13 protein-coding genes are annotated in these 13,474 nt (G+C 55.9%); 11 read left to right on the top strand and 2 right to left on the bottom strand.

Features of this window, described 5'->3' with window-relative positions; translation table 11 throughout:
* The first annotated feature begins 9 nt into the window (after positions 1 to 9).
* The 11 genes from LG661_RS04880 (at position 10) to LG661_RS04930 (ending at position 11,535) form a co-directional block, all read left to right on the top strand.
* Positions 10 to 2,028 carry a glycosyltransferase gene (locus LG661_RS04880; RefSeq protein ID WP_230530741.1) on the top strand — a complete coding sequence of 673 codons (2,019 nt, stop codon included), beginning with the start codon at positions 10 to 12 and terminating at the stop codon, positions 2,026 to 2,028.
* Between the two features lie 184 nt (positions 2,029 to 2,212).
* Positions 2,213 to 3,274 carry a dTDP-glucose 4,6-dehydratase gene (gene rfbB / locus LG661_RS04885; protein ID WP_230530742.1) on the top strand — a complete coding sequence of 354 codons (1,062 nt, stop codon included), beginning with the start codon at positions 2,213 to 2,215 and terminating at the stop codon, positions 3,272 to 3,274.
* A gap of 42 nt (positions 3,275 to 3,316) precedes the next feature.
* The gene (gene rfbC / locus LG661_RS04890; RefSeq protein ID WP_230530743.1) at positions 3,317 to 3,874 is read left to right on the top strand and encodes a dTDP-4-dehydrorhamnose 3,5-epimerase; all 558 of its coding nucleotides are present in this window, start codon (positions 3,317 to 3,319) and stop codon (positions 3,872 to 3,874) included.
* Positions 3,875 to 3,930: 56 nt separating this feature from the next.
* Positions 3,931 to 4,803 carry a glucose-1-phosphate thymidylyltransferase RfbA gene (gene rfbA / locus LG661_RS04895; RefSeq protein ID WP_230530744.1) on the top strand — a complete coding sequence of 291 codons (873 nt, stop codon included), beginning with the start codon at positions 3,931 to 3,933 and terminating at the stop codon, positions 4,801 to 4,803.
* Positions 4,804 to 5,142: 339 nt separating this feature from the next.
* Positions 5,143 to 6,135 carry a KpsF/GutQ family sugar-phosphate isomerase gene (locus LG661_RS04900; RefSeq protein WP_230530745.1) on the top strand — a complete coding sequence of 331 codons (993 nt, stop codon included), beginning with the start codon at positions 5,143 to 5,145 and terminating at the stop codon, positions 6,133 to 6,135.
* Positions 6,136 to 6,145: 10 nt separating this feature from the next.
* On the top strand, positions 6,146 to 6,892 hold the full coding sequence (locus LG661_RS04905) for a 3-deoxy-manno-octulosonate cytidylyltransferase (RefSeq protein ID WP_230530746.1): 747 nt from the start codon (positions 6,146 to 6,148) through the stop codon (positions 6,890 to 6,892).
* A 100-nt stretch (positions 6,893 to 6,992) separates the two neighbouring features.
* A complete protein-coding gene (gene kdsA, locus LG661_RS04910; protein WP_407666658.1) occupies positions 6,993 to 7,844 on the top strand; it encodes a 3-deoxy-8-phosphooctulonate synthase in 852 nt (283 codons plus the stop codon).
* 144 nt (positions 7,845 to 7,988) lie between these two features.
* Positions 7,989 to 9,161 (top strand): dTDP-4-amino-4,6-dideoxygalactose transaminase, encoded by a 1,173-nt coding sequence (gene rffA / locus LG661_RS04915; RefSeq protein ID WP_230530747.1) that lies wholly within the window; start codon positions 7,989 to 7,991, stop codon positions 9,159 to 9,161.
* A 45-nt stretch (positions 9,162 to 9,206) separates the two neighbouring features.
* Entirely contained in the window at positions 9,207 to 9,923 is a 717-nt protein-coding gene (locus LG661_RS04920) for a WbqC family protein (RefSeq protein ID WP_230530748.1), read from the top strand.
* Positions 9,920 to 10,906 carry a glycosyltransferase family 2 protein gene (locus LG661_RS04925; protein WP_230530749.1) on the top strand — a complete coding sequence of 329 codons (987 nt, stop codon included), beginning with the start codon at positions 9,920 to 9,922 and terminating at the stop codon, positions 10,904 to 10,906. Before LG661_RS04920 ends, LG661_RS04925 begins: the two co-directional genes overlap by 4 nt.
* A gap of 5 nt (positions 10,907 to 10,911) precedes the next feature.
* Positions 10,912 to 11,535, top strand: coding sequence for a class I SAM-dependent methyltransferase (locus LG661_RS04930; protein WP_230530750.1), 624 nt, complete (start codon positions 10,912 to 10,914; stop codon positions 11,533 to 11,535).
* A gap of 40 nt (positions 11,536 to 11,575) precedes the next feature.
* Here LG661_RS04930 and LG661_RS04935 read toward each other — a convergent pair whose 3' ends face one another.
* Positions 11,576 to 12,493, bottom strand: coding sequence for a glycoside hydrolase family protein (locus LG661_RS04935; RefSeq protein WP_230530751.1), 918 nt, complete (start codon positions 12,491 to 12,493; stop codon positions 11,576 to 11,578).
* Between the two features lie 7 nt (positions 12,494 to 12,500).
* Complete coding sequence (locus LG661_RS04940; RefSeq protein ID WP_230530752.1) at positions 12,501 to 13,163, bottom strand: acetyltransferase; 663 nt, start codon at positions 13,161 to 13,163, stop codon at positions 12,501 to 12,503.
* Between the last annotated feature and the right edge of the window lie 311 nt (positions 13,164 to 13,474).

The following is a 13,474-nucleotide window of genomic DNA, read 5'->3' on the forward strand; positions in this document are numbered from 1 at the left end:
TGAGAGCAGATGACCGAGGACGCTTTTCTTGATGAGCCAAAGAACGATGTAGCAGCATTGCAGACCGAAATCCAGAAGCAGCAAGAGGAGATTCGGGATCTCCAGCTTCGGATCAGAGCCCTGCAGGCCGAGATCAAGGGACTGCGCGGTTCTCTCTCCTGGAGGCTGACGGGTCCCTTGCGCGCCCTGGCCCATCGCCTTCCGCGCGTGATAGCCTTTGGCTACCGGGTCTTCGACTGGACGAAGGATCTAATTGCTTCAAACCTGCCCAGGAGGACTGTCCAAGTCCTGCTCGACAATCGCTGGCAGGTCAAAGACGACATCGAGGACCGTATCGCCGCCTATCGTGCATTCAGCTCAGGCGCCCAACGAAAGACTGTCTTCTACACCGCGATCTATGGCGAATATGACACTCTGCTGCTCCCGGAACGCATCGACCCGGATGTCGACTACGTCTGTTTCACGGATCGACCTCGCAACGATTACGGCGTCTGGCAGATGCGCGCGGCGCCCTTCTACCACCCTGATCCGACGCGCATTGCAAGGTGGGTGAAGACACATCCGCACGAGCTGTTTCCCTCCCATGACGTTGCGGTCTGGCTGGACGCCAATATCGTTCTCAAGGGCGATGTCCGCTGGTACATCGACCTGGTCAGGCGCGGCGGCGCGCATCTGGGGCTTGTCTCCCATCCCCATCGGGGATGCTTCTATGAGGAGGCAAAGGCCTGCAAGCAGTTGAAGAAAGACTCCGGCAAGGTCATCGATGCGCAGGTAGAGCATTACCGGACCCATGGTCTACCCCTGAACCAGCCCTTGTTTGAGACCGGCTTCATGGTGGTCCCACTGAAAAACAAGGAGACTGCGGCCGCCCTGCATTCCTGGTGGCAGCAGATCGAGCGCTTCAGCCGTCGCGACCAGTTGGGCTTCGCCTGGGTGACCCACCGGTTTCCTGATCTTAAAGTCGCCCAGCTTCTGCCGCAGGGCGCTTCAGTCCGGGACCATGAGGACTTCAGCTATTTCCGGCACAAGTTCGCACGCGCCCTGATCGTTCCCGATGTTCTCGTCGGATTGGGGCGGATCTCAAACCCGCTCGAAGGCAGGGCCTTCTCCGAGGTCAAGGACGAGCGCCTCAGGCCGCTGGCCCATGTTCCGATCGACATTGTCGTCTGCGTTCACAATGCATTGGAAGATGTGCGCCTCTGCCTCGAGTCGGTTCAGGCTCACCTGCTTCCCGAGCACCGCATCATCATCGTCAATGACTGCTCAGACGAGGCAACGAGTGCGTATCTGCGCGAATTCGTATCCCGCGAAGGACGTGCGCAACTGCTCGAGAACGAGCAGAATCTCGGCTACACGCGCTCGGCCAACCGCGGCATGGGAGCCGGTACGGCCGGGTTCCGGATCCTCCTCAACAGCGATACGATCGTGAGCAGCAACTGGGCGTTGAAGCTGCTCGACGCTGCCAGTGCGAGCGAAAGGATCGGCATTGTCGGCCCGCTCTCGAATGCAGCCGGCGCCCAGTCGATCCCGTCCATCAAGGATACGAGCAACAACACCGCCATCAATGAACTGCCGAAGGGACTCGGCCCATCCGACATCGACCTCGCCTGTGAGCGGTGGAGCCCGGCAGATCTGCTGCCGCGGGTCCCGCTCGTGCATGGCTTCTGCTTCGGGGTGAAGAAAGAGGTCATTGATGCCATCGGCCTCTTCGATGAGGAGAATTTCAAGCTCTTCTACGGCGAGGAAAACGACTATTGCTTCCGGGCCGGCGCTGCAGGATTCGAGCTTGCGGTGGCAACGAATACTTTCGTGTTCCACCGCAAGTCTCGGAGTATCGACGAGGAGAAGCGCCTGATTCACATGGCCGAGGCGTGGAAGCGGCTGCGGGATCTCTACGGCGCCCAGACCATCCTGAAGGCCCACGCCCGGGTCGCAGACCATCCCCTTCTGGAGCGGATCAGAGGCGAAGCCAAGCTTTACTTCAGGTCGGCCCAAGAGGGCTTGCCGGAGGGGAAAGGCAAAGACTGAGTCTTTGCGGGATGTGGCTTATCGCCCTTGGAGGGGACGGATGGGCCAGCGGCCCATGGACGATATTACTTTTATCGGCTAGTAGCCTGTCCGTTCGATCCGGGTTAGGGGTATTCAAAACGATGGCTAACCCTCGGGCAAGGGACGAGGCTGCACACAGCCGTTGACGGGAAGAGCAGGGTTCATGGCAAAGAAATTTTTGGTCACCGGGGGCGCCGGATTCATCGGTTCTGCAGTCGTCCGCAAGCTCATCCGGAGCACGCCGCACCAGGTTCTGGTCGTCGACAAGCTCACCTATGCCGGAAACCTGGATTCGCTCAGCCCTGTCGCCGGCAGCGAGCGCTACAGCTTCGTTCAGGCCGATATTGCCGATGCCAAGCGCATGCAGGAGATTGTCGGCGGGTTTCAGCCGGACGTGATCATGCATCTCGCGGCCGAGAGCCATGTCGACCGTTCGATCGATGGGCCAGGGGAATTCGTCCAGACCAACGTCGTCGGCACCTTCACGCTGCTCCAGGCGGCTCTGGCCTACTGGAACAAGCTCGATGCCGCGCGCCGCGAGACCTTCCGTTTCCACCACATCTCGACGGACGAAGTCTTTGGGTCCCTGGGGGAAGAGGGCTTCTTCCATGAGGAATATCCCTACCAGCCCAACTCGCCCTATTCGGCTTCCAAGGCCGCGTCGGACCATTTCGTCCGCGCCTGGTACCACACCTATGGCCTTCCGACGCTGATCACGAACTGCTCGAACAACTACGGGCCCTACCATTTTCCCGAAAAGCTCATTCCGCTCATGATCCTCAACGCGCTCGAGGGAAAGCCGCTGCCGGTCTACGGCAAGGGCGACAACGTGCGCGACTGGCTCTACGTGGACGACCATGCGGATGCGCTGATGCTGGTAGCCGAAAAGGGCAGGGTCGGGGAGAACTACAATATCGGCGGCTGGAACGAGCGGACGAATATCGATGTCGTTCGCGCCATCTGCGGCCTCGTGGACGCGATGGCGCCGGATGCGTCGCTTGGCCCGCGTGAGAGGCTCATCACCTACGTGACCGACCGGCCGGGGCACGACCTGCGCTATGCCATCGACGCCGGCAAGATCGAGCGCGAACTGGGCTGGCGCCCGGCTGAGACCTTCGAGACCGGGCTGCAGAAGACTGTGTCCTGGTATCTCAACAACCCCGCCTGGTGGGAGCGCGTCCGCTCCGGCGTCTATCGCGGCGAGCGGCTCGGTGTCGCTGTTTGATGTAGTCCGCTGTTCGCCGCAGAGTTTGAAGAGAGAAGAATCGTGCTGAGTGTGGAACCGACCGCAATCCCGGAGGTGAAGATCGTGACGCCGAAGCGCTTCGGCGATCATCGTGGCTTCTTTTCCGAAACTTATCACCGGCAGCGTTTCGCCGAGGCTGGTATTGACACGGATTTCGTCCAGGACAACCAGTCGTTGTCCGCTGCGGTCGGCACGGTGCGGGGCCTGCATTTCCAGAGTGAGCCCTTTGCGCAGGATAAGCTCATTCGCGTGGTGCGGGGCAGCATTCTGGATGTTGCGGTCGATATCCGGCGCTCATCCCCCACCTATGGCCGGCATGTGGCCGTCGAGCTCTCGGCCGAGAACGGTCGGCAGCTCCTTGTGCCGGTGGGTTTCGCTCACGGCTTCTGCACGCTCGAGCCGGATACCGAGATCCAATACAAAGTTTCGGCCTACTACTCGGCGGCCCACGATCATGGACTGGCTTGGGACGATCCAACGGTCGGCATCGCCTGGCCTGTGGATCCGGCCAGGGCAGTCCTCTCCGACAAGGATCGCCGGCAGCCGACGTTGGCGGAACTGCCGGTCTATTTTCCGTAAGACGTTATCGGCATGCACTGTGCCAAGAAGCTGGCGGGTGCCAAGGAGATATAGCGATGAAGGGCATCATTCTGGCCGGGGGCAGCGGAACACGACTGCATCCCATGACCTATGTCACGTCGAAGCAGCTGCTGCCGATCTATGACAAGCCGATGATCTACTATCCCCTGACCACGCTGATGCTGGCCGGGATCCAGGACATCCTGATCATCTCCACGCCGGAAGACCTGCCCCGTTTCCGCCAGCTCCTGGGGAGCGGTGAGCAATGGGGCATCCGCCTGTCCTATGCGGAACAGCCGAAGCCCGAGGGGCTGGCCCAGGCCTATATCATCGGCGCCGACTTCGTTGCAGGCGGGCCGTCGGTGCTGATCCTCGGCGACAACGTCTATTATGGTCACGGCCTGACTGACCTCTTGCGTTCGGCTGCTAGACGGACCTCCGGCGCCTCGGTCTTTGCCTATCACGTAACCGATCCCGAGCGGTACGGTGTCGTCGAATTCGACAGCCGGGGCAGGGCGATCTCGATCGAGGAAAAGCCGACGGCACCGCGGTCGAGCTGGGCAGTGACCGGCCTGTATTTCTACGACCATCAGGTTGTCGATATCGCCGCAAACCTGAAGCCCTCGGCGCGAGGTGAGCTCGAGATCACAGACGTGAACCGGGTCTATCTGGAGAAAGGCCAGCTCCAGGTCGAACTCATGGGGCGCGGCTACGCATGGCTGGATACGGGGACACCGGATAGCCTCGTCGAGGCCGCGGAGTTCGTCCGCGCGCTCGAAAGGCGCCAAGGCTTCAGGATCGCCTGCCCGGAGGAGATCGCCTATAATGCAGGGTGGATTGAGCGCGAGCAGCTTGTTGCACTCGCCACAAAGCTCTCCAAGAGCACCTACGGACAGTATCTGCTCAGTATCGCTGAAGGGGTGATCTGAGCTCAAGGCTACGGCTCTCATGCAGGAGATGCTGACGGGGAGCTAGAAACATAGCTGCGATACATTGCCATATCTAAAAGCCTGATTTTGCAAGTCCTTGGTGAATCCGCCTCTAGCGGGCCCAGAACAACCGACAAAATCGATCGGAATGGTTTCAAGTTATCGGCAGGAGCAATGCTTGGTGGTGGACCCAGGAGTCGCAGAAGTCGTGCCGTGCTGAAAGGTCCCGAGCATGGATTACATCACTCGACTAGTGGCTTCAGAGCAGATATACCGTCATCTGCCCTCGATACACGTGGGCTAACAATAAAGATTTCGTGATACTCAGGAGGGCTTCCCGTGGTAGCATCTGCCATTCAGACACAAGCGACTCGGTTGCCATCGCAGCTCATCAATGCAGGCAGGAAGGCTCTTCAAGCGGAAATCCAAGGTCTCGAGCTTCTTTCACAAGCCTTGGGTGTAGACTTCGAGTCGGCCGTGACTACGCTAGAGGCGATCTCCGGCCGTGTCATTGTCACTGGTATGGGCAAGAGCGGTCATGTTGGCAGAAAGATTGCCGCTACCTTTGCCTCGACGGGGACACCATCCTTTTTTGTTCATCCTGGTGAGGCCAGCCATGGTGATCTCGGCATGATCGGCAAGGACGATGCGGTTGTCGCCCTCTCCAATTCGGGAGAGACGTCTGAGCTGTCCGATATCGTGGCCTACACACGTCGCATGGCGATCCCGCTGATCGCTATTACCGGTCGGCCTGGCAGCACGTTGGCGAGAAATTCTGATGTCGCGCTTATTCTGCCCCTCGCACCGGAGGCTTGCCCGCTTGGGCTTGCCCCAACCACGTCAACTACCATGACGCTGGCGCTCGGAGATGCTCTTGCCGTAGCCTTGCTGGAGCAGAGGGGATTTACTGCTGCCGATTTCAGGTTGTTCCATCCGGGTGGCAAGCTTGGTCAGCGTTTGCTCAAGGTCGTAGACCTCATGCATGTCGGTGAGGAGATCCCGCTCTGCTCGGTTGGCACATCAATGAGTGAGGTCCTGATGATAATGACCGGCCGCAGGTTCGGATGTGTGGGTGTTCAAAACCAGGCAGGAAAGCTCGTCGGGATCGTCACCGATGGTGATTTGCGTCGCCATATGGGTGGTAATCTTCTGGACCAGTTGGTTGAAGACGTCATGACGCAAGCTCCTGTCAGTGTCTTGCCGGGAGCGCTCGCAGCCAGTGCTCTGGAGGTGATGAACAGCAGAGGCATCACCACACTGTTTGTAGTTGACGATGACAGTCCAGTCGGCGTTCTTCACGTGCACGATCTGCTGCGCGCCGGCATCGCATAGAAGGCCTATCATGCCCTCTGTCAGTCCACTTGTCGTCATTCCCGCACGCATGGGATCAAGCCGGCTGCCGGGCAAGCCCCTTGCTGACATCAGCGGTCAGCCGATGATCGTCCATGTCTGGCGACGTTGTGTCGATGCTCAGGTCGGATCAGTTGTGGTCGCCTGTTCTGAGGAAGAGGTCCGCCGTGCTGTTCAGGAGGCCGGCGGTGCCGCGGTAATGACTGACCCTGCGCTGCCATCTGGGTCGGATCGCGTATGGGCGGCCTTGCAGCAGTACGACCCGCACGGCGTGCATCAGGTGGTGATCAACGTCCAGGGAGACCTGCCGACGCTTGATCCTTCCCTGGTTCGTGCCGCCCTGGAACCGCTGGAGAACCCGGCAGTGGACATCGCCACGCTGGTTGCCCCGATCAAAGACGAGGCGGAGGCTGACAATCCAAATGTTGTCAAAGCCGTTGCTGCCTTCTCGCTGGATCAGCGCACTGCCCGGGCATTGTATTTCAGCCGTGCGCGAGTGCCGGCAGGCTCTGGACCATGCTGGCATCATATCGGGCTTTACGCTTACCGGAGAGAGGCACTGGAGCGGTTTGTGAGCCTGTCGCCAAGCATTCTAGAAATTCGGGAGAGCCTTGAGCAACTACGTGCGCTGGAGGATGGTCTTCGCATAGACTGCGTTCGCGTTGATACGGTCCCCCTCGGCGTCGATGCGCCTGAGGATCTCGAGCGCGCACGGCAGCTGCTTCGCGGAGCAGAATAAATGTGACCCTTTCGGCCGAGTTGTCCCGCGTCGTTAGTCAAGGGCATTCGGCCTAGCTAGTTACATTAGTTAGGTTTGCCACCTATGGAGATTGGCCACTATGAAGATTATGCAGAAGGCTGTTACCGTTCGCAATGTGACGTTTAGTAATGACAAGCCTTTCGTTCTGATCTCTGGGCCCTGTCAGATTGAGAGCCGGGACCACGCAATGAACATCGCCGCGGCGCTGTCTGAGACGACTTCAGTTGCTGGTGTCCCATTCGTGTTCAAGGCATCCTATGACAAGGCGAATCGTACTTCCTTGTCCGGTCAGCGTGGTATTGGGATCGAAAAGGGACTCGAGATCTTATCTGAGGTCCGCGAAAAATTTGGCTGTCCTGTGCTCACGGACATTCACGACGTGGAACAGGCGCGCCGTGCGGCCGAAGTCGTCGACATCATACAGATTCCTGCTTTTCTTTGCCGACAGACAGACCTGTTACTTGCGGCTGGCGAGACGGGCAGGTGCGTCAACGTGAAGAAAGGTCAATTCTTGGCGCCGTGGGACATGGCGAATGTTGCCGCCAAGATCGCCGCTACAGGCAACGACAGCATTCTGCTCTGTGATCGAGGCACGTCCTTCGGCTATGGCACACTCGTGACCGACTTCCGTGGGTTGCCGACGATGGGAGAGACTGGCTATCCAGTTGTGTTTGATGCTACCCATTCTGTGCAGGAGCCAGGTGGGCGAGGAACATCGTCTGGAGGAAAGAGGGACTTCGCACCGGTACTAGCTCGGGCGGCTGTTGCAGTCGGCTGTGCAGCTGTTTTCGCCGAAGCGCATGACAATCCAGATGCTGCGCCCTCTGACGGTCCTAACATGCTTCCCCTATCGTGGATTCCGGCCTTTCTCGCCGACCTCAAAGCCTTGGACAGTGCTGCTAAGTCACGCCGATTGACCGAGGCTTACTAGTACCATTCTCTGGTGTCAGTCATAAAGGCGCGGATCGGGCCCGGGTCCGTTCAATGCAATGGTGGAATTGGAACGGCGCAAAATCGCAGCTTAGCTGTTTCGTTCGCTCATCGCGAGTAGAACAGGATGCATATGTGACGACTGGTGCAATTCGGCTCTTATGTGTATCTCATTATCTTTATGAAGCGCATTCCATTCAATATTCCCCCTGTCGCAGGCCGAGAGTTCGACTATTTGCGCGAGGTCTTCGAGCAACGTGAATTTTCCGGGAACGGCCCATTTACAGGCCGCTGCCAAGACTGGCTCAGAGGGCGGATCGGCGCATCGGATGCCCTCCTTACACAATCCTGTACTGCGGCTCTTGAGATGTCAGCCATTCTGGCTGAAGTCGGCCCAGGGGACGAAGTGATCATGCCATCATTCACGTTTGTCTCGACGGCGAATGCAGTGGTTTTGCGGCACGGCGTTCCTGTCTTTGTTGACATCCGTCCGGACACTCTAAACATCGACGAAGCTAAGATTGAGGAAGCAATTACGCCAAAGACGAAGGCGATCAGTGTCGTGCACTATGCCGGCGTGTGCGCCGAGATGGATGCTGTACTAGCCGTTGCGCGCCGCTATGGCTTGGTCGTGATTGAAGATGCCGCCCAAGCTCTTCTCTCGACCTACCGTGGGCGACAAGCTGGGTCGCTTGGTGACCTGGCTTGCTTCAGCTTCCACGAAACAAAGAATGCCATGTCAGGAGAAGGAGGAGCCCTCACTGTCAATAATCCATCTCTTTCTGAACGAGCGTACATCATCTGGGAAAAGGGCACAAACCGGCGCGCTTTCAAACTTGGCACTGTTGATAAGTACACCTGGATTGATTGCGGCTCCTCATTTCTCCCCAGTGAACTTACAGCAGCTGTTCTGCTCGCTCAGCTTGAGCAGGTGGAGCGCTTCAATGAAGAACGGCTCGCGATCTGGGATCGATATCACTCAGGGCTTGCTAGGCTTGAGGAACTGGGACTAATTCAAAGACCTTCAGTTCCAGTGCACTGCACCTCAAATGGTCACCTGTACTATATTCTGGTTGAACGAGAAAGGATACGAGATCGGCTTATTGAGCAATTGCAACAGGACGATATCTGGGCTCCATTCCACTACATTCCGCTTCACTCCGCGCCGGCAGGGAGGCGTTATGCACGCACACATGGAAGCCTTGATGTTACAGATGACGCGAGTTCCCGGCTCGTTAGATTGCCGCTTCACGCTGGGATGTCTCTGTCGGCGGCGGATTGCGTGATCGAGAAGGTCGAGCGATATTTGCGCCGGTAGCTTGATCTTGCAGCCGAACTGTATCCGAACTGCATGGGGAGTGTCTTGAGTAAGTCGGTTGCCATCACTCAATCGAACTATATCCCTTGGCGAGGATACTTTGACCTTCTGCGCTCTGTTGACCACGTTGTTTTGCTCGAGTGTGTGCAATATACAAGAAGAGATTGGCGGAACCGGAACCGGATTAAGACAGCCAACGGTCCGCTGTGGCTAACAATTCCTGTTGAGGTAAAGGGACGCTACGGCCAAGCCATTGATGAGACGCTGATTGCCAACGCAGAATGGGTCGAAGGGCACATTCGGTCGATTCAACTCGCTTACCAGCGTGCAGCATACTTCGATGCGGTTTCTCCTTGGCTATTCAGTCTGCTCCGTAGTGCTGCTGATGATCCCCTCTTAACCAAAGTCAATGAGCACCTCATTCGAGGACTGTGCCGTAGCCTAGATATCGCGACCCCGATCGCTCGTTGCACCGATATCCTTGAAAGAGACGCATCAAGAGCGATGAACGCTACGGATCGCCTTCTTAAGATATGCTTGGAGACTGGGGCAACGCAGTATGTAAGTGGTCCGGCTGCAAGGAGTTATCTTGATGTCTCTATTTTCGAGAGGAATGGCATAGAAGTCTGTTGGATGGATTACAGCGGGTACCCGGAGTATCCACAACTCTGGGGGGCATTTGAACCATCTCTATCTATTGTCGACCTCCTCTTGAATACTGGGCCAAATGCGCGGTCCTTTCTCGAAAGAAATCCACAATGAAGCTATCGATTGTGTCAACGCTTTACCGATCGGCCAGCACGGTTGAGGAGTTTTGTGCACGGGTTATTTCTACTGCAGAAAAGATAACGGATGATATTGAGATCATTCTTGTAAACGATGGCTCTCCTGATGACTCTTTGGAGTTGGCGCTTAATCTCTATCGCGCAGACTCTCGGATCATAGTCGTCGACCTCGTGCGGAATTTTGGCCATCATAAAGCGATGATGACGGGGCTGGCCTATGCTCAAGGTGATCTTGTCTTCCTTATTGACTGTGATCTTGAGGAGGAGCCTGAAGTCCTCGGCAAATTTTTTGAAACGCTGGGTCAGGAGAATTGCGATGTTGTATATGGCATTCAGGAGAGGCGTCGTGGCGGGCTTGTGGAACGTGTCACCGGTGCCGTCTTTTTCACCATTGTTGAGGCGCTCAGCGATCATAAGCTGCCTCGGAACGTGGTGACCGCTCGTCTGATGAGGCGAGATTATGTTCGATCCCTTGTTAGACATCGTGATCGAGAGTTTCTAATAGCACATCTTTGGGAGCTTGCGGGTTTCAAGCAGATTCCTCTTAAGATCACAAAACTGGCTCTGTCGCCGACAACATATTCTCTCCGACGCCGTTTGGAGATGGCGATCAAGCATGTAACGACAACATCAACAAGGCTGCTGTACTACATCTTATACACAGGCATCCTCGTCTGCGGCTTGTCGGTCGTAACGATTGCGTATTTTATAGTTCGCTATCTCCTGTCTGGCATTGGTGTTGGAGGGTGGACATCTCTGATTGTGTCCGTGTGGTTCTTCGGTGGGCTAACGACTTTGATTTTGGGTGTTCTCGGCATATACATCGCAAATATCCTCTCCGAGACAAAGAGGCGCCCGTACACTACGGTCCGTCGGGTTCACCGGGCGGAGAACGAACGCCATGTAATTAAATCTGTGGCTGCCCTCGACTCTCGACAGGATACTAGAGTGGTCCAATAATCACCATGTCACACGGCTATATAGTTGATAAAGTTGCAAGGTATTATGCAGCGCGCCTTTCGGAGCACGGCGCTACTGCACGTGGCGTAGACTGGAACAGCGCCGAGTCTCATGAGATTCGGCATCGTCAGTTTCTTCATCTAATTGATGATACAAAGTCGTCAGTGCTCGATCTCGGGTGTGGTTTCGGCGACTTCGTCCGATTTCTCCGGCAATCTGGCCATCATGGTCCCTTTATTGGCTATGATGTCGCACCAAGCATGATCGCAGAAGCTAAGCGAATCCAACACGGATGCGCCGATACTGTATGGAGGGTTGGCGCAAGACCAAGCGACACGGTAGATTATGCAGTTGCTAGCGGTATCTTCAACGTTAAGGGCGACGTGCCTCTTGATGAGTGGAGGTGCTATGTTGACGAGACAATTGAAGTTCTTGCGCAGTCCGGAAGGCGGGGCTTTGGGTTCAATGTCCTTAGCCTTTCAAGCGATCCCGATCGTCGTCGCCCAGATCTTTACTATGCCGACCCCGTGGAAATGCTAAAATACTGCATGGAGCGATTTGGAAGATCAGTTGCATTGCTTCAGCATTACGGTCTTTTTGAGTTTACTGTTATCGTAAGACATGCTTGATAATGTTTTCACCAAAGCGCTTTCTTGGTATTTCAAGAAACTACTCTAAAATAGCGATTCCAAAACCTTGATCGCCATAGCGGCCACCATTATACAGCATAAATCGACCTTGCGGTGTGTCAAAGACGAAGGGGTAACAAATCATACTTGCTTCCCAGCTGTCTGAGTCGCAGTAAATGCCAACCCTATCATCTTCTCTAGACCATAGCATGCCATTCGGAGAAGTGGCGGTGCCAATATGGTAGCCCCAGTCATTCCCGCGGTATGAGTACCATGCGCGGTATGTACCATCCGCTTCTTTCAATGGGCAGAAGCGTGCAATCGCGACCTCCCCAGGATGCGCAAACGTCACTGCTTCAATGCTATTTAATTGCCAGTCAAAACCATCCTCGGACTCGGCATATCTGATATTATAGGAGGGAAGGGGGGGGGCGCCTGGTGTCCACGCCTTGCCCGACTGATACCACATACGCCAGACACCGTTCTCTAGAAGCACTGCCGGATCTGCTATAAAGACGGGTTCATTCGGGCGGCGATCAAGAATAGGCCCGAGAAAACAACGTTCGAAGGGTATATCGGGATTGCCGGCAGGGCGCACTGCCGCACCAACAGCCACATAGAAGGGAACGGTTACTCCAACCATCCAGCCCTGATAGTATAAAATTTCTCTCCCGCCATCCTCGACAATCCAACATCCCATTACTCCTCGATCATCGAAGTTTCCAACGGGACCTGGCTTCAATAGAGGCTCGTCTGACCGCCGGAGAACTTGGGTCGGATTGCGAATATCAATGTCAAGCCAGCTAACGTTTGAGCGGCCGAATTTGTCTCTCGGACTGAAGTAAATCCTGTAAAGATATTCATCGATAGGGCGGGCGATGGGAACAATGCCATGGCTGTGTACCCAGTCTGACTGAGCGTTGCCAACGAAGATACGACCAAGTTTTCTCCACTTCATGAAATTTTCATATCCCGCGGAGACGGTGACTAGGGATCTTTGCTCTCTCGGTTGCGCGCGGAGCAACTACAGACAAGTCAGGTTGGTCTGCAAGGACAAGTGCCCCTGCTCCTAGTACGCACCGCTCACCTATTGTGACATGATCGCGGATCGTGACGTTTACGCCAACGAAGCTACCGTGCCCTACTTTCGCGCCGCCAGATACAACGACATGTGAGGCAATGAAAACGTCATTTTCAATAACCGAGTGATGGCCTATGTGATTCCCGCTCCACAAAGTGACATTTGATCCAATCTTGGCGAATGGCTGAATCGTATTGTCCTCCAAAATAAAACAGTTCTCTCCGAGTTCAAAGCCCGGGAAAACTGTGGCGCGGCTACTGAGATATGAAGCTAAACTATAACCCCTCTCCTTTGCGAGCGCGACTCGGTCTGCTCGCACCTCATTTAGCCTTGCGTAGCTAATTGCGATGAAGAGTTGATAGTGATCTGGCGGGTGAGTTTCTGTAACTCTCTCAAACGGTACTACTGGGCGCCCTCGAAACTCATGCCGCTTGAGGTATGCCTCATCAACGGTGAACGCAGCGACCTCATACGGAGAGTCATGGGTGAAATAGAAGTCTGCCAGCTCCGCGATATCGCCGTCACCGAAGATTACGATTGGTTTCAAGGCGGTCTCCCAATGGACGGCTTTGGAGTGAATCCTTGCGCGGGTAAGTCGTCTCTTCAACTCCCAGCAAGGCTCTTACCTTTGAGAGCTGCTGATAAATATGACGCTGGCACAAATTATGCAATAGAACTACCGGTTTGCAAACGTTGGCCGTGAGCTAACCGGGTGGAATGGTGCCCTCCCACGAAGTCGGACCAGTGGAAGTAGGAGCTTTCGGTTAGACTCCTGATGCGACTGATAGCTGACCGATGAAGAAGACCAGAACTGGCTCGGGAAATTTTTACAGCGGGCTAAGTGGAGTTTCTGCCTGA

The sequence above is a fragment of the Microvirga roseola genome, from assembly GCF_020866965.1.
Taxonomy (GTDB): domain Bacteria; phylum Pseudomonadota; class Alphaproteobacteria; order Rhizobiales; family Beijerinckiaceae; genus Microvirga; species Microvirga roseola.